The organism is Ureibacillus sp. GCM10028918 (genome assembly GCF_042666115.1).
Classification (GTDB): Bacteria; Bacillota; Bacilli; order Bacillales_A; family Planococcaceae; genus Ureibacillus.
Genome location: NZ_JBHTFK010000021.1, coordinates 48,672 through 69,926, shown reverse-complemented (window position 1 = coordinate 69,926; position 21,255 = coordinate 48,672). Strand labels below are relative to the sequence as shown.

General features: G+C 36.4%; 18 protein-coding genes and 1 riboswitch. Of the genes, 10 read left to right on the top strand and 8 right to left on the bottom strand.

The features are described 5' to 3' along the window. Nucleotides 1-9: 9 nt before the first annotated feature. On the bottom strand, nt 10-165 hold the full coding sequence (locus tag ACFQU5_RS15495; RefSeq protein ID WP_390289659.1) for a hypothetical protein: 156 nt from the start codon (nt 163-165) through the stop codon (nt 10-12). 138 nt (nt 166-303) lie between these two features. Here ACFQU5_RS15495 and ACFQU5_RS15490 point away from each other — a divergent pair, with 138 nt between their 5' ends. After that, nucleotides 304-543 carry a hypothetical protein gene (locus ACFQU5_RS15490; RefSeq protein WP_390289754.1) on the top strand — a complete coding sequence of 80 codons (240 nt, stop codon included), beginning with the start codon at nt 304-306 and terminating at the stop codon, nt 541-543. Nucleotides 544-590: 47 nt separating this feature from the next. Here the strand turns inward: ACFQU5_RS15490 and ACFQU5_RS15485 are convergent, their stop codons facing one another. Further along, entirely contained in the window at nt 591-1,187 is a 597-nt protein-coding gene (locus tag ACFQU5_RS15485) for a PepSY domain-containing protein (protein WP_390289656.1), read from the bottom strand. 190 nt (nt 1,188-1,377) lie between these two features. On the opposite strand from ACFQU5_RS15485, the gene ACFQU5_RS15480 reads away from it, so the two are divergent. After that, nucleotides 1,378-2,385, top strand: coding sequence for a 2-hydroxyacid dehydrogenase (locus tag ACFQU5_RS15480; RefSeq protein ID WP_390289653.1), 1,008 nt, complete (start codon nt 1,378-1,380; stop codon nt 2,383-2,385). Between the two features lie 165 nt (nt 2,386-2,550). Next, nucleotides 2,551-3,744 carry an aminotransferase-like domain-containing protein gene (locus tag ACFQU5_RS15475; protein WP_390289650.1) on the top strand — a complete coding sequence of 398 codons (1,194 nt, stop codon included), beginning with the start codon at nt 2,551-2,553 and terminating at the stop codon, nt 3,742-3,744. 320 nt (nt 3,745-4,064) lie between these two features. Here ACFQU5_RS15475 and dapA read toward each other — a convergent pair whose 3' ends face one another. Then, the gene (gene dapA / locus ACFQU5_RS15470; protein ID WP_390289647.1) at nt 4,065-4,949 is read right to left on the bottom strand and encodes a 4-hydroxy-tetrahydrodipicolinate synthase; all 885 of its coding nucleotides are present in this window, start codon (nt 4,947-4,949) and stop codon (nt 4,065-4,067) included. A gap of 201 nt (nt 4,950-5,150) precedes the next feature. Then, a riboswitch (Lysine riboswitch) is annotated at nt 5,151-5,331 on the bottom strand. Nucleotides 5,332-5,614: 283 nt separating this feature from the next. Here dapA and ACFQU5_RS15465 point away from each other — a divergent pair. From ACFQU5_RS15465 to ACFQU5_RS15440, 6 genes are all read left to right on the top strand, one after another. Then, nucleotides 5,615-5,821 (top strand): alpha/beta-type small acid-soluble spore protein, encoded by a 207-nt coding sequence (locus tag ACFQU5_RS15465; protein ID WP_282990758.1) that lies wholly within the window; start codon nt 5,615-5,617, stop codon nt 5,819-5,821. 210 nt (nt 5,822-6,031) lie between these two features. Next, a complete protein-coding gene (locus tag ACFQU5_RS15460; protein WP_390289642.1) occupies nt 6,032-8,374 on the top strand; it encodes a bifunctional 2',3'-cyclic-nucleotide 2'-phosphodiesterase/3'-nucleotidase in 2,343 nt (780 codons plus the stop codon). A gap of 512 nt (nt 8,375-8,886) precedes the next feature. Beyond that, a complete protein-coding gene (locus ACFQU5_RS15455; protein WP_390289639.1) occupies nt 8,887-10,062 on the top strand; it encodes a DHH family phosphoesterase in 1,176 nt (391 codons plus the stop codon). Between the two features lie 567 nt (nt 10,063-10,629). Then, complete coding sequence (locus tag ACFQU5_RS15450) at nt 10,630-13,038, top strand: EAL domain-containing protein (RefSeq protein ID WP_390289636.1); 2,409 nt, start codon at nt 10,630-10,632, stop codon at nt 13,036-13,038. A gap of 123 nt (nt 13,039-13,161) precedes the next feature. Then, a complete protein-coding gene (locus ACFQU5_RS15445; RefSeq protein WP_390289633.1) occupies nt 13,162-14,223 on the top strand; it encodes an LLM class flavin-dependent oxidoreductase in 1,062 nt (353 codons plus the stop codon). Between the two features lie 373 nt (nt 14,224-14,596). After that, the gene (locus tag ACFQU5_RS15440; RefSeq protein WP_390289630.1) at nt 14,597-15,427 is read left to right on the top strand and encodes a DUF4097 family beta strand repeat-containing protein; all 831 of its coding nucleotides are present in this window, start codon (nt 14,597-14,599) and stop codon (nt 15,425-15,427) included. Nucleotides 15,428-15,553: 126 nt separating this feature from the next. Here the strand turns inward: ACFQU5_RS15440 and ACFQU5_RS15435 are convergent, their stop codons facing one another. Beyond that, nucleotides 15,554-15,727, bottom strand: a complete 174-nt coding sequence (locus ACFQU5_RS15435; protein WP_390289627.1) for a DUF1540 domain-containing protein — start codon at nt 15,725-15,727, stop codon at nt 15,554-15,556. Nucleotides 15,728-15,953: 226 nt separating this feature from the next. Here ACFQU5_RS15435 and ACFQU5_RS15430 point away from each other — a divergent pair, with 226 nt between their 5' ends. After that, a complete protein-coding gene (locus ACFQU5_RS15430; protein WP_390289624.1) occupies nt 15,954-18,314 on the top strand; it encodes a polyprenyl synthetase family protein in 2,361 nt (786 codons plus the stop codon). A gap of 107 nt (nt 18,315-18,421) precedes the next feature. Here ACFQU5_RS15430 and ACFQU5_RS15425 read toward each other — a convergent pair whose 3' ends face one another. From ACFQU5_RS15425 to ACFQU5_RS15410, 4 genes are all read right to left on the bottom strand, one after another. Then, nucleotides 18,422-19,339 (bottom strand): DMT family transporter, encoded by a 918-nt coding sequence (locus ACFQU5_RS15425; RefSeq protein WP_390289621.1) that lies wholly within the window; start codon nt 19,337-19,339, stop codon nt 18,422-18,424. 140 nt (nt 19,340-19,479) lie between these two features. After that, entirely contained in the window at nt 19,480-20,049 is a 570-nt protein-coding gene (locus ACFQU5_RS15420) for a manganese catalase family protein (protein WP_390289618.1), read from the bottom strand. Between the two features lie 650 nt (nt 20,050-20,699). Continuing rightward, on the bottom strand, nt 20,700-20,963 hold the full coding sequence (locus ACFQU5_RS15415; RefSeq protein WP_137729980.1) for a spore coat protein CotJB: 264 nt from the start codon (nt 20,961-20,963) through the stop codon (nt 20,700-20,702). Continuing rightward, the gene (locus ACFQU5_RS15410) at nt 20,956-21,180 is read right to left on the bottom strand and encodes a spore coat associated protein CotJA (protein ID WP_390289614.1); all 225 of its coding nucleotides are present in this window, start codon (nt 21,178-21,180) and stop codon (nt 20,956-20,958) included. Before ACFQU5_RS15410 ends, ACFQU5_RS15415 begins: the two co-directional genes overlap by 8 nt. Between the last annotated feature and the right edge of the window lie 75 nt (nt 21,181-21,255).

Genomic DNA, 21,255 nt, shown 5'->3' with positions numbered 1-21,255 from the left:
AAGATTTTATTATAGTTGTTTAGGTTCGTGTTTTTTATCGGATGATGACTGCGCTGCTTTTGGTTCTACGTGATCTTTTGCAATCTCACTATTCATTCTTAAAGTAGCAGAATCTAAATTATTATTTAATGCAGCTTCTTCATTTAATTTTTCTTCTTTTTTCATTTTTAAATCCCTCCAACTATTAGTTGTATTTAGAATACCCATATAAACTTTTAGAATGTATTTTTCATAAAGAAACGTTTAGTTTCGATGAACTTTCCTTACAATGGTACTAACGATGAAGGAGTGATGACGTTGGCAGTGTGTCCTTTATGTAACTCACTTAAAGTACTAGAAATCGATTGCCCCACATGTAATACTCGATTAGAAGATTCGGGTAAGGTGTCAGATTATCTAGATCCATATGGTCATTATAATGATGAAGAAACAGTCAAGATGGGGGATGGTTACCCAAATACAGCCAAAGATCAAATTTGTCCTCATGTAATGGTTTGTAAAAAATGCGGGCACGATGAAGTAAGATTTATAAAAGAAGAATAATGGCCCGGTTCTACAATTGATAGAACCGAGCCATATATAATTAGAAACTACTCATCAATTTCTACGTCAAGAATTTCACCTGTCTCGGCATTTACCTCAACTTCTACCTCAGATCGACCCTCTTCAAAATTTACTGTATAGATTTGAACTCCATTTTCTGCATCTAAAGACCAACTTTCGGGTATCAGTTCCTTTGCTTCAGGTACGGATGAAGCGGATTCAATTGCAGCAGAGGGTTCTATAATAACTGAAAGGTCAAGCGTGATTTCAAGGTCAGTCTCTTTTTCGCTCTCTTCATTTAAAACTTCTTTTGTTGTAGCATCAATCGTCATTTCATATTCAGCAGATGCATCCTGTCCTGTTACATCATATTCATACTTCCCAAAACTTGTATCTAAATCAACCGAAAGGATTTTTGCCTCTGGATGGTTTTTTTGGAAAATAGCTACTGCATCTTGAAGGGAAACAGCAACCTCTGCAATATTAGCTGATGGTTCAACAGTTATCTGTTCGGCATTGCCTGCAGCTTCAGTGACTTCTTTTGATTGTTGTGAAGAGACAGTATTGTTTGTTGATTCCTCTGCATTGTTACATGCTGTTAATAACAATAGTGTACTTCCTGTAATCAGAAACTTTTTTAACATATCTATATCTCCTTATGTGTATGGTTTAATTATTATTTCTACCTGGTTTATAGTAAAACATAAACATTAGAAAATACTGAGAATCACATTAAAAATTGATTAGCCCTCTACAAAATATAATTAGAAAGTTATAATATGAACAATAAGAAAATTCTCAAAATTAGAATTCGTATTTAGGATGGGGGAAACTATGAAAGTATTGGTTATAGGAAATGAAGATCGATATAAAAAATATATGCCTGACGTAGACATTATAAAGGAAGCCGATATAACGTTTTGTCCACTTGGTACAAGTGAGGAAGAATTAATTGAGCTTGGAAAACCGGCTCAAGTATTGTTAGTTGATGCAATTGCACCAGTGAGTAAAAACTTAATTGAGAATTTACCAAACTTACAGCTTATCCATTCTGAAGGGGTAGGATATAACGCGATTGATATTCATACTGCAAAAGAGCGCGGAATTTATGTTTGCAACAATAAAGGTGTCAATGCTGGTGCAGTTGCCGAACAAACGATTCTACTTATGCTTGGGCTATTAAGGAAAGTCGCAACCGGTGACCAGAGTGTGCGTGAAGGCAATCAGTTAATAACAAAAGAAAAGGCAATGATTGAAGGGATTACTGAACTGGCAGATTGCAAAATTGGGTTAATCGGGTTTGGAGATATCGCAAAAGCAACGGCTAAACGACTCTATCCATTCGATTGTGAAATGTACTACCATAGTAGAACGCGTCTAGCAAAGGAAATAGAAGACAAGTACCATGTTACATATTTGGAATTAAATCAACTGGCGGCTACTTGCGATATTATAAGCATCCATGTGCCGGTAACCGAAGAAACAACAGGAATGATAAATGAAGAATTTCTAAAAAATATGAAGAAGACAGCTTATGTAGTTAATACAGCTCGTGGAGAGATAGTAGATAATGAAGCTATGAGACAAGCATTAATCGACGGTGAAATTCAAGGTGCTGGCTTTGATACGGTTTATCCAGAACCTACCACAAAGGACAACCCTTTAGTTAATCTTCCAGAGGAGGCAGCAGACAAAGTATTATTTTCACCTCATATCGGTGGAATTACATCTAGTACGTTTTTCAGAGCGCATGAAAATATATGGTCGAATGTTCAAGCAGTTATGAATGACCAGAGACCAAATTATGTGGTAAATGGTGTCTTGAAGATTCGAAGAGGTTAAAAAAGTTTAAGTGAAGAGGCAAATTCAAGGAAGTTGAACAAAAAGGAAGGACTCTTCACAAAAGAGACCCTAAACATTAAGTTGATATTAAATGAAGGGTAAGGCTGTTTTTTAAAAGAGTATAATTGTGTCAAAAAGTAAAGATAGATTGGAAGGAGATCTAATATGTACAAGTTCGCAAATCGAATGGGAGAAGTATCCTCAAGTGCTGTTCGCGAAATTTTTAAAGCAATGGCAGATCCAGAAATGATTTCATTTGGCGGGGGGAGTCCTGCAAATGAATCGTTCCCTATTGCTGAAATAAAAGAGATTACAGATAAGCTGTTGACAGAAAATGGTCAACAAATCCTGCAATATGGAATCACGGAAGGATGGAAACCTTTAAAAGAAGCTTACTTAGAGCACATAGCCCATCCAAAAGGGATCCAGGGTTCAATTGAAAACGTAATTGTGACAACCGGAGCATCCCAAGGAATTCACTTATTGGCTGATGCCTTTCTTGAGCCGGGAGACGTGGTATTAGTAGAGTCTCCAACATTTTTAGGAGTGTTCTCTACATTCAACAAGTATTTTGTAAAATCAGTTCCTGTAGCAATGGATGAGCATGGGCTAATTATGGAAGATTTAGAAGCGAAGATAAAAGAACACAATCCAAAAATGATTTACACCATTCCGACTTTCCAAAATCCTACTGGACGGACTTTGCCATTAGATCGTCGTCAAAAAGTTGCAGAATTGGCATCAAAGTACAATGTGATAGTTTTAGAAGACGATCCATATTGTGATCTAAGATATTCTGGAGAGGTATTGCCTTCGATTAAGACATTTGATAAAACAGGCCATGTTGTACTATTAAATAGTTTTGCCAAAATCATTTCTCCTGGATTACGTGTCGGTACAGTATTAGCTGAGGCTGAAATTATTGAAAAGTTAACGGTCGCAAAACAAGGTGCTGATACCCATACTACCAATTTAACACAGGCAATTTGTGCAGAATTCCTGCAACAAGGACTCTTGCCAAACCATTTGGAAAAAATAAATGTGATGTATGCTGATAAATTACAAACAATGGTTACAAGTATTGAAAAGTACTTCCCAGAAGGAACGAAGTTTACAAAACCTGAAGGAGGGCTATTCATTTGGGTTGAACTACCAGGAGAACCGGATATGCTTGCTCTATTTGAAAGAGCAACGACAGAATATAAAGTAGCGTTTGTTCCAGGAATCCACTTCTGTAAAAACCCGGACGATGGGATCAAACATCTGCGTTTAAACTTCTCTTCGAGCACTTCTGAAAAAATTGAAGAAGGAATAAAAAAGCTGGGAGAGTTATTTAAAAAAGACTTAGAGGAAAGATAATCAATGAATTATATTAAAGGATAAGCAGTCCTGATTTTATAGCCAGTTGGAAAAATCGTATCATTTTTCCAACTGGTTTTTTAGATGGATCAGAGAAATGGTCTTCATAAGCAGAATGAAAGCCACTTTCAGCTGAATGAGTCAGAAAAATGGTCTTCATATAGAGAATGGACGCAAATTTAATAAAATTACACTTTAGTCCAAGTTATGATAAAATCCATCACAAAAAACTTACATAGTATCTCATTTTTTTCTATGCAAAGAAATCATCCTCAAACAGAAAAACAGGACCACGGATGATCCTGTTCAAATTCTTTATATTAGCTATTTACTTCTTCGAACGTATTTAACACCGCTCGTAATGAAGCCAATTCTTCGTTGTTTAATGGAATCATTGGTAGACGGACACCGCCAACAGGAATTCCGTTCCCATTGAGAGCAGCCTTTACTGATGTAGGGTTTGGTGTTGCAAATAAAGCTTTCATAACTGGTAACAGTGTGCGATGATCCTTTGCAGCACCAGCTAAGTCGCCATTCTGGAATTTATGAATCATTTGTTGCATTTCGTTCCCGATAATGTGAGCTGCAACAGAAATAACGCCTGTTCCGCCAATCGATAAAATTGGTAAAGTTAAACCGTCATCTCCGCTGTACAAAGAAAACCCTTCAGGTGTTTTTTCAATTATTTCAGCCATTGCATCCAGATTGCCACTAGCTTCTTTAATGGCAACAATATTGCGTATCGCTGAGAGGCGAATCACGGTCTCAACAGATAAATTTACAACACTTCTACCAGGAATATTATAGAGAACGATCGGTAAAGCTGTACATTCCGCAATTGCTTTAAAATGCTGATACATTCCTTCTTGAGAAGGTTTATTGTAATAAGGCGTTACAAGCATGATGCCGTCTACACCTGCATTTTCTGCTTGTCTTGTTAAAATAATTGAATCTCTTGTGTTATAAGAACCAGTGCCTGCAATTACAGGAACACGGCCATCTACTACTCTTACGGTAAATCTAAATAAATCAAGTTTTTCTTGATCACTCAAAGTAGGGGATTCTCCAGTTGTACCTGAAACAACTAATCCGTCAGAACCGTTTGCGATTAAATAATTAATTAAGTTTTCAGTAGCATTCCAATCAATCTCACCAGTGGCATCAAATGGTGTCACCATAGCAGTTAAAATTTTTCCAAAATTCATTACTTCTCCACATCCTTTTATTTTTTTAGCAGAAAAGAGAGGTTTAACCTTCTTTTCTCCTTGCCGTCAACTAAGGTTTTTGCTAAGCGCAGTCACCTTTAGCTTTCTAAGAAAATAGAGGGAGAAGGGCGATGTGATGAGTAAACGCAAAAAAGCAACAACGAGGGTTCGTTGTTGCCAAGAAATAAAGTTCATTTCCTTGCGTAAGATAGCCCTCCATATAGAAATCTATATGACAGTTCTGCATTTTTTCAACAACAGAACCAGCTCAAGAGATTATGAGTTTCTCAAAAGCTTCGGCAAATTCCCCTTTCCACAATCGTCTTAGGATCTCATAATCCTCTTACAGTGTACTAATGGTTTTTGCTCCTCTATCCTTACTTCAAAAGTTCTTGAAATAAGTGATTATTAAATTAAGTGAATTATACCTTTTTCTAATAATAAATGCAATACCTTTTTGGATTTTTTTGAATCTTTAGCCAATACTACAATTAATGTAGTTTTGTTATAAAGGTTTTTATACATTTACATATGCAATAACTTGAACTTAGGATGCAAAATAATTGTAATATTAATACAAGGGAAATTGATACTATGAAGGAATGTTTAACAACGTATTAAAAACACCTCTTTGACCATTCTAATCTCACAAGGAGGTGAGAGAAATGGCTTCTGAAAGAAGTTCAAATAAATTGCTCTTTCCAGGTGCTCAAGCTGCAATGGATCAAATGAAATTTGAAATTGCACAAGAGTTTGGAGTAAACCTTGGACCAGAAGATGCATCACGTGCCAATGGTTCGGTTGGTGGTGAAATTACAAAACGCCTTGTTCAAATGGCTGAAGCACAATTAAAAGGACGATCAGGTCAATAAATTCAATATAAATACAAGTGACTGAGGGCTGATACAAAAAACATTTTTTGTGTCAGCCTTTAAATTTATCTAAATATATTGGGAGTTAATGTTAGTATTGTTAATTTTTTATTCTATTTTCAAAAAAATAGAAAAGTTGCTATATTTATATTTTCTTTTTTGATAAAATTCAATTGATTTAGAATTTTATTAATTGGGAGATGAGTTTTAATGTGGAAAAAAGTTTCCGCCTCTGCTTTGGCATTGTCAATTGCGGTTTCAGGTTTTGCAAATGTTAACGTAGCAGATGCTGCAAAGGTTGACCAAGTAACAAGAGGAGAATATGTAAAAGCGGTTATTGATTCAATGGGAATTGAATTGGGTTCAGGAAAAACTGTGAAATTTAGTGATGTACCTGATTCACTAAAACCTTATGTTGAAAAAGCGATTGAATTAAAACTTATCGATGCAAAAACAGGGAAAAATTTTAAACCTAATGAAAATATCACTCGTGAAGAGGCGATTGTTGGTTTAACAAACGCAATTCAAGATAGCAAAACTTACTCAGAGGATATCTTAAAACAATATAAAGATATTAATTCTGCAGATAAAGAAAACTTTGATGAATTAGCGAAAGCCATTTCACTCGGCTTTTTAACTGGTTATACAGATAAAACGTTAAAGCTTAAAAATGTTTTAGCTGAAAATCACTTTGACTTATTATTAGAACGTTTCTTGAAAAGATATAAAACAACGGTATCTTTACGAATTTTAGGTACTTCTGATATTCATACAAATATTATGAATTATGACTATTACAAAGATACTGAATCAAATAGTTTAGGACTAGTGAAAGTAGCAACATTAATTAAAAACGCACGAGAAGAGAATAGTAATTCACTTTTATTTGACAATGGTGACACAATTCAAGGAACGCCGCTAGGTTCTTATAAACAAGCTGTCGATGTATTGGAGGAAGGAGAAGAACATCCTTCGATTACAGCAATGGAATACTTGAATTATGACGCTTCAACACTTGGAAACCATGAATTTAACTATGGTTTGGATTATTTAGATGAAGTATATGATGATGCAGATTTCCCATTCGTAAATGCAAATATTCGTAATGCATCTAGCGGTAGCTATATGTATGAACCATATGTCATTGTTGAAAAAGAAGTGGTGGATTCAAAAGGTAATGAAACAACAATTAAGGTCGGGGTAACAGGAATTGTGCCGCCACAAATTTTGAATTGGGACAAGTCTCACTTACTTGGGAAAGTAACTGTGGACGATTCAGTACAAGCAGTTGAAAAAATAATTCCAGAAATGCAAAATGAAGGTGCAGATGTGATTGTTGTTCTTTCGCATTCTGGTTTAGGAGACACGAATCATACGGTTGGTGAAGAGGATGTTACTTATCTTCTATCTAAAGTAGATGGTGTCGATGCCATTATTTCTGGACATGCACATGGCGTTTTCCCTGGTGAAGTGGATGACTCTTTAACAGGCGTGGATATTGAAAAAGGTACTATGAATGATGTACCTGTAGTGATGCCGGGTAAATACGGCAGCCATCTAGGCGTTATTGACTTAACTCTTGAGGAAAAAGGCGAAGAGTGGGAAGTAGTAACTGGTATTGGTGAAGTACGTGAAATTGCAAAAGATTCTTCAGATGTTGACCAAGAATTAGCAGCAGCAGTGAAGGAAGCACATGATGGGACTATTGAATACGTACGTCAACCGGTAGGAAAAACTAGTGCAGATATTCATAGCTATTTCTCGCAAGTACTAGATGATCCATCTATCCAAATTGTAACAAATGCACAAACTTTATATGTACAACAGAAAATTAAAGGAACGGAATTCGAAAACCTTCCAGTTCTATCAGCAGGTGCTCCATTTAAAGCAGGTACACGTAGTGACCCTGATTATTACACATATGTACCAACAGGTGAATTAGCAATTAAAAACGTAGCAGATCTTTACTTATACGATAATACATTAGCAATCTTAAAAGTAACTGGAGCTGATGTTAAAGAGTGGTTAGAAATGTCAGCAGGTCAATTCAACCAAATCGATTCAGCTAGCAATGAAGAACAACAATTAATCAATGGTGATTTCCGTTCATATAACTACGATGTAATTGATGGTGTTACTTATGAAATCGACGTTACACAACCAGCAAAATATGATACAAGCGGTAATGTAGTAAACGAAAGTGCTGAGCGAATCGTGAACTTACAGTATAACGGACAACCAATTGATATAAATCAAGAGTTTATCGTTGCAACAAACAACTATCGAGCGAATGGTTCCTTCCCTGGTGTACGTAATGCATCGCATATAGAGGTGTACCCAGATGAAAATCGTCAAGCAATCATTGATTATATTATTGCGAACGAAACGATTGATCCATCTGCAGATAATAACTGGAAGTTTACAAACCTTCCGGAGACTGCAAATGTTGTTTTCGAATCATCGAAAAAAGCAGTTGACTCAATCCCAGAAGGCAGCAATATTGAATATTTAGGTGATGGTACTGACGGATTTGGTAAATACTCTATAAAATAATTTCTTTCAAAGCTCCTCATAAGAGAAATCTTGTGAGGAGCTTTTTGATGTTATGATTTTCGGCCTTTTTGCCTGTATAGTAAACATACATTTATTTATGTAAAATAAACGAAATGGCTGTCGTACAAAACGATTTAATACTTGAAAAGAGAAATTTAAAAATAAAAGAAATACTTCGGACTAGTAACGAGCGGGTTGGTTTATAAATAGTAGCTGATACTATTAGTAACAAAAGATAAAAATAAAATGATGTTATATTTGGCTTTATGGAAATAGAATCGAGCAACGCAACAACTAAGGAAAAACAAAATATCTCTAATAGAATAACTTGTGTGATCTTATTCTCTATTATTTTTTTTTGATATTTACTCATTGATGTCATCCTTTTTATGAAATTTTAACAATATAATTTTTGACCTAAATTAAAAAATCTATACAATGGAAAAAGTTCAAGGAATGAGTTGTCGATAAATTGTTCGGAAAAAACCATACTATGGTTGAGGTGAAATGAAATGTATAAACTATTGACTCATAATGACTTAGATGGAGTTGGCTGTGGTATATTAGCAAAATTGGCTTTTGGCCCCGATGTGAAAGTACGATATAACTCGGTAGCTTCATTAAATCGTGAAATTGAATTTTTCTTAGAAAATGATTCAAATGAAACTTTTTTATTTATTACGGACTTATCACCAAATGAAGAAAATGAAGCAAAGTTACATCAATACTACTCAGAACATGGAAATATTCAGTTGATTGATCATCATAAATCAGCACTGCATCTAGATGAATATGAATGGGGCTATGTTGTAGTAGAAGATACTGCAGGGAACTTGACATCAGCTACTTCACTGTTTTATGAGTATTTAGTATCGATGGATTATTTGGAAGCAACACAGGCCCTTTCAGAATTTGTTGAGCTCGTAAGGCAATATGATACTTGGGAATGGGAGAAAAATGAAAACCGAAAAGCACATTCACTTAACTCCCTCTTTTATCTAGTATCAATAGATGATTTTGAAGAAACAATGATTGAGCGTTTATCCACTAATAGTCATTTTGATTTTGATGAATTTGAAAACAGATTGCTCAATATGGAAGAAAATAAAATTGAGCGCTATATACATCGAAAGAAAAGAGAAATTGTGCAAGCGAAAGTAAGAGACTATTATGCAGGAGTAATCTATGCTGAATCTTACCATTCTGAAGTAGGGAATGAATTAGGGAAAGAATATGAACATTTGGACTATATTGTCATATTGAATATGGGAGGCAAAAGAATCTCCTATAGGACTATTCATGATCACGTAGATGTATCTAAAATAGCAGGGCATTACGGCGGTGGGGGTCATCAAAAAGCATCTGGAAGTACAATCACTGATGAAGCATATAAACACTATGTATTGGACACTTTCCCCCTTGAGCCCATAAAAGAAGATGCAAAAAGGAATCGCTACAATGTAAAGAACTCTACATTTGGTTCTCTCTATAAAAACAGAAAGGACGATACCTTATTTTTATATCCTAAAGGGGATAATTGGATAGTTGAACAAAATAAGAAAGTCTTGGAACAACCCTTTCCAAATTTTAAGGAAGCAGAAATATTCATTAAACGAAACTTTGAAGCATGGCTTGTAAGAGACGATTTATTTGTAGAATATTTAATACAAGAAGTAAACAAAAAGTAGACTGACTTGGACAAAGAAGAATTATCAAGAAAACGCACGAAATCGATACTAAGAATTTGGTGCTGTATAAATTTATTGGAGTGCAAGGTCGATTCCTCCTCACAATAGCATGAGAAGCTAAGGCTATGTCCTCAAAAAGGCTGTTCGAAATGAAAATTAATTGTCACTATGTCACTACAGCGAAAAGAGGCTGGGATATAACCCGAAAACACCATTTTCCTAAAGTAGGAAAATGGTGTTTTCTTGATAAAGCTAAAATTGATTTCCGTTGCGCCGGACGCGCATCCATGGCACGGCTCGACACGAGCGTCTCTCACACGTGCTATTCCCCCAGGAAGCTTCGCTCTGTAGCGAAAGGCATAGCCGTCAGCTACACTCGCCCCTCCACTCCAATCAATTATATGTATCAAATTCTTAACCCCAGCAAAATCACTTTATAGGACTTTGGTAATTATCATTCAAAAGAGAATTAAGCAAAATTTAAGACTCATTGGAGAAAGTTGGGTGTGACTTTGGTAATATATAAGTTATTATTAAGATACATAATAATTTTTGAGTGAGGAAATTATGAGCGGAAACCTAGAATTTTTTAAAAATAGTAGAGAACAGTTATTTCAACTTTTTAACATGCAAAATGACAATATTGTGGTTGTAGATCAACTGGAAAATATAACATATTTAAATAGAAATGCCGAAAAGATGCTGGAATTGTGCAGGGGAGAAGTTGTAAATTTACCACTTACAAGTTTGATTGGTGATTATGACAAAAGTAAGCTTGTTAACCATGAACATTTATACACTCGAATAATGAAAAATGGGCAACATTATGGCTTCAAAATCCAATCGCAAAACATCACGATTGGTCAAGAACAGTTTAAAGTATTACTCATTAAAGATGTAATAGTACAGGAGAATTCAAAAGAAAAAGAACTATCTGATGCAAAAAAAATTGAATTTATAGATACCATGAAAAATCTTCAAAATGGTATTTTTACAATGCGTAAAAATACTGAAGGAAAAATTGTTTATGTTATGGCAGTCGGGAAGTTATTGGAAGAAATCGGTGTTAATGATGAACTGTTAAGAAACCAAACGCCCTTTGAAGTATTTCCGGAGGATATTGCAATTATTAAGCATATTCATTATGAGATGGCGTTTGATGGAAACCGTGTCAACTATGAAATTGACCTGAATGGGAAACGAGTTTTTGTAGATGTGATACCAATCAAAAAGGGAAATGAAGTTGGTGAAATCGTAGGGACCGTTCTGGATATCTCTGAGCTAAGATCCACTCAAAAAGAGCTTCAGTTAAATCAAGAACAATATAAATCCTTATTAAAGTCAAGTCAGGATTATCTCATTGTACTCAATAATAATGCTCAAATCATTAATATGAATCCGAAAACATTAGATTTATTCAGTTATTTAGATGAAGAAAGTTCTTATGAGAAGATTCAAAATATACTTTTCGGAAAATCTGAATACTCAATGAGTTATTATGTTGAGCTTGCTTTAAAAGGGAATTTGCAAAATTTCGAATTCGATGCTCTAGGTATAAATTCAACGAAGCTATATTTTAATGTTACTCTTCTGCCAATCATGTTTGACAATCATGTACAGGGAGTTTATATGATTGGAAAAGATATTACGGAACAGAAGAAGATACAAGAAATGAATGCCTATTTAGCACATCACGATGAATTAACGACTTTGCCAAACAGAAGATGGATGGAACAAAAACTTAGTGCAGTGTTACAACAGGTAAAGTGTGAAAAGGATGGAATGCTCGCAGTGCTATTAATTGATTTAGATCGATTTAAATCGATTAATGATACACTTGGTCATTTAATTGGCGATAGTCTATTACAGGAAATGGCAAAAAGAATACTAGCTAGTATTGATACAGATAGCCATTTTGCTGCCCGTATGGGTGGAGATGAGTTTATGATTCTATGCCCAAGAGTCAGTAGTGAACAGGAAGTAAAAGAAATCGCCAAGAGATTTTTACAGCAATTGATAGAACCATTTTATATCGAAGATTTCGAATTATTAGTTACTGCAAGTATTGGCATATGCTTCTATCCTACCGGTGGATTGGATGCAATCGATTTAATGAAAAAAGCGGATATTGCCTTATATAAAGCGAAAGATTTAGGGCGAAATATGTTTCAGATATATGATCAATCAATGAGCAGAAAAAACTATCAATCCTTTTTTCTGGAAAGAGATTTGCGAAAAGCGATTATCAATGACGAATTTATTGTTCATTTACAGCCGCGTGTAGATGCACTGACAGGTAAAACAGTGAGTGCAGAAGCATTAATTCGCTGGATGCATCCTGATCTAGGCCTGATCTCTCCTGGTGAATTTATTCCTCTAGCCGAGGAAACTGGAATCATTATCCCCATGGGGAAATGGATGAAAAGGAAGGTTTGCGAAAAGTTGGTTGAATGGAGAGAAGCGAATCTTCCGCTTATTCCCATCAGCGTCAATATTAGTTCCCAAAGATTCTTGCAAAATGACTTTTCAAGGGAAATTCGCAACTTGCTTGCAGAATTTCAATTAGAGGGAAAATGGCTTGAAATTGAGATAACAGAGAACTCAATTATGAAAAATGAAGAACATGTTTTTCAAACGCTCCATGAATTGAAGGATTTAGGAGTGAAAATATACATCGATGATTTTGGAACTGGCTATTCCTCCTTCAATTATTTAAAGACATTTAATTTAGATGGCGTAAAAATTGACCGTTCTTTTATTCAAAACATCTCCTCTGAATCAGAAAATGCAAGTATTACAACGGCTATGATTAAAATGGCCCAACATTTGAAATTGGAAGTAATTGCAGAAGGTGTAGAAACGAAAGAAGAACTCGACTATTTACTCCAACAAAATTGCCATTATATACAAGGATATTATTTTGGTAGACCCTGCAATCCTGAGGAATTTGAGAAGAATTTTTTAATTTCGAACTAAACAGCAAAATTGAAACAACTTCCACTGTTCATGTATGATTAAATTCGAGAATACTATAGAATTTTTTATATTCAACAGTAGACCGTAAATTTACTGGCAGCAAATAAGGAGTGGAATGTAGATATGGAAATAGGGTTAACGACCTTTGTAGAAACAACACCCGATATCAAGACAGGTAAAACAATTAGCCATGCAGAACGTATTCGTGAGGTTGTAGAGGAAATTGTATTGGCAGATGAAGTTGGACTCGATGTTTATGGAGTAGGAGAGCATCATCGAAAAGACTATGCCTGTTCTGCTCCAGCAGTATTACTTGCTGCCGCTGCTTCACGAACAAAAAATATCCGATTGACGAGCGCAGTTTCTGTCCTGTCCTCGGACGATCCAGTAAGAGTGTTCCAAGAGTTCTCAACAGTTGACGCTATTTCAAATGGTCGAGCTGAAATTATGGCGGGTCGTGGGTCTTTCATTGAATCATTCCCTTTATTTGGCTACGATTTAAAAGATTATGATGAGCTATATGAAGAAAAGCTAGAGTTATTGCTACACTTAACAAAAAATGAAATTATCAATTGGAAAGGGAAGCACCGAGCAGACATTCCAAATCGTGGGGTATATCCTCGTCCTGTGCAAGATCCCTTGCCTGTATGGATTGCTAGCGGTGGTACACCACAATCTATAGCGCGTGCAGGCTACCTTGGCTTGCCTTTAGTGTTGGCAATCATAGGTGGAAGTCCTTTACAATTTGCTCCTCTTGTAAAATTGTACTATAGAGCAGCACAGGAAGCTGGTCATGATCCATCAAAACTAACGGTTGCATCCCATTCGCATGGATTTGTAGGAGAGACGATTGATTTAGCAATCGAAAAATTCTTCCCACCGACACAACATGCCATGAATGTATTAGGAAGAGAGCGCGGTTGGGGGGAATATACTCGCGAATCCTTTGATTATGCGCGCAGCTTAGAAGGCGCTCTTTATACAGGAGATGTTAAAACAGTTGCCGAGAAAATTATCCTGCTTCGAAAAAAGGTTGGTATTACACGATTTATGTTGCATTGCCCAGTCGGCTCAATGCCGCATGAGGATGTGATGAAATCCATCGAACTATTAGGAAAAGAAGTTGCACCAATTGTTCGAGAAGAGATTAAACGTTGGGAAGCAGTGGGCGAACCGCAAGAATAAATTCAAGTTCAATAGCAGCAAGTGAACACAATTCATTTTCACTATTTAATAATTAACGACCGTATATACTCCTTCAAGAGTATGTACGGTTTTTTATTATATCTGATTCTATCTACCTATTATTCAATTAGTTGAACAGATTAACTAGGATACACTCGTTTAGAAAATAAGCACCTGCCCCCTACTTACTTTGAAGAGTATCGTGGACAACTTTCCTTAATGCAAGACTTATTTTCCTGATAAATTATGAATATATAAGAAAGTTGTTGCTAGCTACGTCTCAAGGCTGAGGAAAAATTACAGCAAAGGGTCGTTATGTCGAATGCATTTAATTTGTATCATGATAATAAAGTGAAATTACGGAAGGGAAAGTGTGGAAGTGGAAAAAAAGAAGGTTTTTATTTGGGTAGCTTTAATTGCAATTATTGCTGTACTTGTCTTTCAAATATTAAATAATGGCAAAGATGAGGACGTCACAATAGATAAAGATTTCTCTCATCTAAATGTAGAAAGTGACAATGCAGATATTCTTTTAAAGCCAATTGAAGGTGATAAAGCATTAGTTGAGTTGAATCAAAACGACAATAATCGCTATAGACTAGATGTTGGGGTGAAGGAAGAAACTTTAGAAATCGAAATAGAACGTAAAGGTTTCAGATGGTTTTCCTTTAATTTCTTTTCTAAAACACCTGTAGTTACAGTAGGGTTACCAAGTAAAGAATATGGTAACATTAAAGCAAAAACGGACAATGGAACAATCAAGGTTTCTCAGGTGAAAGCAAAAGAAATAGTGACAGATACGGATAATGGGGAAATAAATTTAGATGAAGTGGAAGGTCTAAAGATTTTTGCAGAATCAGATAATGGGAAAATTACTTTGAAAGACATTGTAAGTAAGGACATATTTGTGGAGATAGATAATGGTGATGCGGTAATTGAAGACAGTATAGGATCTATTGATGGCCATTCCTCTAATGGAAAGCTAACTGTGATTACGAATCGCATCGAACATCCAATGGATTTGGAAACTGATAACGGCCAAATCCTTGTGCAAACCAAGGATGAGTCTAAAAATGTTCAATTTAATGTGAAGACCGATAATGGAAGAGTCAATATTTATGGTCAATCTACTGATAAAGAAATCGGGAATGGTGATATTGTAATTAAGTTAACCTCTGATAACGGGAATATTACAGTAGAGTAAATAGTTGGTTTCACAGAAGGTATGAGCGGATGGTTTAAGAATCTAAAGTGATTTGCATGAAAATTTTAAATTTCTGGTTAATATAACAAGAGGCTCATGTTCGAATTTTGAGCCTCTTGTTAACTTTTAGGAAATCATGTCATCTTCTTTTTTCTTAAATGTTTTGCAATCTGTTTCTTCACTTTTGGAAGCCTCATCTGTGCTGCGACTAGCAACAACATAGATTTTCGCTGCATCACACTGATTGCCTGAAGCCCAATATGTACAGCTCTCCACTTCACAAAGAACATCTAACGCCATTGTAAACACCTCCTTGAATCTAATATTTACCAATTTTACATTTCTAATACAAAAATAAGTTGGATTTTATCTATTTAAATTGTTGTAAATTCATAGGGCATTTAGATGTCGTGACAAGAATATTATTTAACTACATATAGTAAATGTTTTATTTTCAAAAGACATTAACATGTAAAAATGAGTGTTCCGTTTATCCCGAAAAAGAGCAAAAGGCAAGGGTGAAAAAATGAAAGAAGTGATAAATGCTGATCGAAGTTATCAGCAAGTAGAGGAACAAGCGTTACACTATTTTCAGCTGCTTTATGAAAACGTAACTAGTCAAAATTATATCCCTAATTTAGTTGATGATTTTAAAAAGTGGAAAGTTAATCACATCCATCATCCTTCATTGTTTACATTTTTTTCTTCTAAACAGAAAAGGCCAAATTCTAAAGAGACAATTCACTATATAAAATGGTTGGATTATACAAATAAATTAGAGGGTTATTTAAAGCGAAGTATTTCATATCTCTATTTGCGTGATTTAGGTAAAACACTCGATCATAAAGAAACACAGTCAAAAATTAATCATGTTGTTGAGGATTTAAAGTTAACTCTTCTGAATTCGGCAAACAATGGAAAAAAAGAATTGTTTGGCTTAGACTGGATAATCCAAAAAGGAAAAGAAGAACAAATTCTGCTAACGGTGGATTGGCTATTAAACAAGTTAAATACGGTATCATCGAATATTCCAGTAGAGTTAGATGCAGTTAACGCACAGCGTAAGCTAATTAAAATTATCGCAGGCGTTCTTATGCATACAGTTGATGGATTTAATGATCATACTCATGCTGATGAGCGAAGGGAAAAGCTCGATAAAGCAATTCGATTAGGATATTGTTATGGTTTAACCTACCCCTTTATAGATGACTTTCTCGATTCAAGTTTATTGTCTAAGAAAGAAAAGGAACAATATTCGCAGCTGGTTCGTACTTCTCTTGTTTCTGGAAAAGTTCCTCCTTTAGGAAGTGGCTGGAAAGAGGAGACTCTCCAAATACTCGATTACATCCATGCAGAACTAAAAGAAGCATTTGAATATATACAGACACAACAAACATCAGGGAAGTTTTTTGAGCAAGCTTTTGTATTTTTCCATTCCCAAGAACTAGACCGACAAAAGGAGTTATCCAATCAGACCTATACGAATGAAGAACTTTATATTCCGATTATCTTAAAATCTTCGTCTTCGAGATTGGTTGCACGCTCAGTTATACAAGAAATCGACGATGGGTTTGAAAATCGAACATTTCTCTATGGCATTTACAATCAATTAGCGGATGACTTTGCGGATATATTCGAAGATTTGGATGCAGGGGCCGTAACGCCGTATACGTATTATATAAAGCATCAACACCACCGTAATGACCTGATTAATCCTTTTGAAATGTATTGGGCAGTTATTGCAAATTTAATTCATAATGTCTATCATTCAGATCATCAAACCCGTGAAGTAATTTTAAATAGAGCCATTAATGGACTAAAGAGATTTAAAGAAAAGCATGGTGGGAGGAAGTATGAAGAGGTGATGAAGCAATTTGCTTCCGGCTTCCCTCAATTTAATATGGTTTTACAAAAAATGGTGGGAAAAGGCGATGATGTGGATTTCTTTGATAAGCTATTACGTGACCATATGATCGACCATTTAAAAATACAGCGTGAAGAAAAAGAGGCCTTTAAAGAGAAAATACAAAAGGTGAAAGAAAGAGTAAATCAAACTCTCTTAGTATCGCCTGTCCAAGAAGCAGGATTTTTAAGTGACCCTGTTCTTGAAGCTGCAAATTATAGTTTAACGGGTGACGGTAAAAGGTTAAGACCCATTATGTCATGGTTCGTAGGAGTTGAAATGTTTGGTTTAAATGAAGCAAGTCTTGTGCCACTCTTTAGGTCATTGGAATTTATGCATACAGCTTCTTTGATATTCGATGATTTACCCTCACAAGATAATGCTTCCTATAGGCGCGGTCGGCCAACTGTTCATGAAATATATAATGTCGCCATAGCAGAACTAACAGGACTATTCCTTACTCAAAAAGCCATTGAACAACAAACCTTCCTAGAAGAGTTTGATACGAAAGCTGTTCTTGAGTTAGTTCGCTACTCTGCACAAGTAACGGCCAACATATGTAAAGGGCAAGTAATGGATCTAGAATCAAAAGAGAAGAGGCTGACGAAGGATGAGCTTGAAACGATGTGTTTTTATAAGACGGCTTTAGGCTTTGAAGCAGCCCTTCTGATGCCTGCAATTCTAGCGAAAGCAAATGAAAGAGAAATAAATGCCTTAAAGAAATTTTCTCGTCATGCAGGAATTGCCTTTCAAATAAAGGATGACTTGTTGGATAGTGAAGGGGATTTTGAAAATCTAGGTAAACCTGCTGGGTTAGATAAGGAAAATCTTACTTCTACCTTTGTAACAATCTTGGGAATAGAAGGCGCTAAAAAGGAATTATGGGAGCACTATTGTTTGGCAATCGAAGCATTAGAATCTATCCCTAGAAACGCGTCTTTTTTGAAGTTGTTTTTAAATAATATTGTTCATCGTGATCGATAAATAAAAAATGTCCCAAAGATTTATTTCACACCTTTGGGACATTTCTTTTTTTATAAGTTGATCTCATTTTAAAATTTCTTCAAGGTAATTCGGGGAAATTGCGCTCATCAATTCGACTTATTAGGGTCAAGTTGTGTTTTTCTTAAGGAATTTTGATTTTTACCATAGTAGTTGACAAGGAGGACACTTGAGATGGCAATCATTCCACCAATAATCGATATGGATTTCGGAAGTTCGCTTAACCATATCCAGGCAACAATAATGGCGATTACTGGTTCTAAGTAGAGTACTGTAGAGATGGAGCTTGCATTGGATTGAGATAACGCATAAGCCCAAGTTAAGTAAGCGATAGCTGTCGGGAATATGCCAATATAAATTGCCGTTATATTTACTTCAACTGGTACAGTTTGAATGGCTTCAAATAAACCGGGTGCAAAGACAAGAAACGGTATTGTACCTACCCATGTAAAGTATGCCGTTAACTCGATGGCAGAATATTTTTTAAACAATGGCTTTTGATAAACAAAAAAGATGGATGTTGCAATGGCAGCTAGGATTGTTAAGAATACCCCAGGGGCAATGCCAAATGTCGTATCTCCTGAACCGATTGCAATTAACGTAATTCCAGAAAATCCAAAGGCTAGTCCAATCCAGCCAACTTTACTTAGACGTTCTTTTAAAATGAGAATAGCGAATATCGTTGTAAAAATAGGTCCTGAACCGATTAACATTCCGGAAGTGCCAGCACTGATCGTTAATTGTCCAAAGGTTGCACAGATATGATAGCCATTAATCCCGATAATTCCTAGTAGTGCAATTTTCCAAATATCTTGTTTCTCTGGTAAACGGAACTTCATGTTCGGAATAAGGGCGATAATTGCAAAGATAATCGAAGCGACTACAAATCGAAATAATAGTAAATGTCCTGCCGAAAAGCCACCCTGCAGACTAAAGCTATTTGCTGCAAAGGTTGATCCCCAGATAAGAACAGTAAAGAGCCCCAATAATAAAGCTTTTGTATTCACACATGTTCACCAATCTTTCTATTAGAATCAATAGAAACTATCTTCTCATGATAATAGATAGATTAGCAAGAGCAAATATAAAGGTATTAATGGCCAAACAAAAAATCCCCACCTGATTGTTTAAGGTGGGGGAAGTGGAATTAGAAGAATTTCTTTTGGCCTTTTTCGTCTTTTAATATTTCAACAGCTTCTCTAAAACGTAAGGAATGGACAATTTCTCTTTCTCGCAGGAATTTTAAACCATCGTTCAAATCTGGATCATCCGATATATCGATAATCCATTGGTATGTTGCGCGGGCTTTTTCTTCCGCAGCAATATCTTCATAAAGATCCGCTATTGGATCGCCTTTTGCTTGGATGTATGCAGCCGTCCATGGAACCCCAGCAGCATTATGGTAGAATAATGCTCTATCATGATTTACATAGTGATCGCCTAATCCAGCGGCCACCATTTGATCCGGAGTCGCATCTTTCGTGAGTTTATAAATCATTGTGGCAATCATTTCCAGATGGGAGAATTCCTCCATCGCAATATCATTAAGTAGTCCGATAACCTTATCAGGGATTGTATAGCGTTGATTCATATACCGGAGGGCAGCTGCTAACTCTCCATCAGCACCACCGTACTGTTCGATTAAAAACTTTGCGAGCATCGGGTTACATGTACTGACCTTAACGGGATATTGCAGTTTCTTTTCGTAATAAAACATTCTTTCTTCCTCCCCTCACAATCCTCGCTTTTTTGTCACTTCTGAATGGGCCTACTTCAGTATTCTTAATGGGATGTTTCTTTCTCGGGTGGGCGAGCCCGCTCCACTTAGGCCCACACGAAGTGGGTCACTCAGCCATTGCTATAGGATGTAGCGCTCTTTGGCTGAGTTCCTCTGTATTGTACGGGCTAGCCGTTCGGAAACTTCGGTGCTGACTGCAAGGACAAAGAGCGTCCTTGTAGTCAGCCCCTCCGCCGCACACGGATGTGCAAGTGCCGACAATGCCACACGACGTGGCGTTTTTGTCGGCCAGTTGTTGTCGGAGCTGAGCGAGCCCGTTCCACTTTTCTTATTGTCTAGTTGCGAACGCTAGCTCTTCGACAACTTCGGTGCTGTCTGCAAGGACAAAAAGCGTCCTTACATCCAGCCCCTCCGCCGCACACGGATGTGCAAGTGCCGACAATGCCACACGACGTGGCGTTTTTGTCGGCCAGTTGTTGTCAGAGCTGGCAAGCGTTCTCCACTTTTCGGGTTGTCTAGTTGCACGGGCTAGCTCCTCGACAACTTCGGTGCTGACTGCAAGGACAAAGAGCGTCCTTGTAGTCAGCCCCTGCAGTTGTTGTCGGAGCTGAGCGAGCCCGTTCCACTTTTCAGACTTGCCATGGCCATGGTGAGTCGTCTATATTCCACGGGTAGTTTGAGTAACTTCTTCCAAAGTTCATCAATGGGTGGAATTTCTTTTCAAATTCTACTTTTAACTGCATGCTCATTTGTGCTGTCTCATTAAATTGTTGAATGGCATCAAAGTCGTGAGGGTGAGTATCTAAATAGAGATTTAATTCCACTAATACAAAGTCTAGCGCTTGAATTTCTTCAAGGCATTGATAATACTCTGGCGGCATTTGCTTAGCCATGTGGTTTCCCCCCTTTATGTGGATCTGGATAAGGGCTATATAGTTGCGGCCAAAGTGTACCGGACATTAGTGCTTCCTGCGGAGTGAATTGTTGAAGACCTGGTGGTTGAAAGTTCATATACAGTTGTGGAGGGGTGTTGTAACTTTTAACACGTATTGGTTTGCATGGATCAAATGGACCGACGAAGGGTTTCCAATACTTGTACTGAGAAAACATAAAATCCTCCTTTCATTTTTGGCAGATAGACTCTCTACCTGCGCATATCCAACTTAGACTTAATGTCCACAAGAC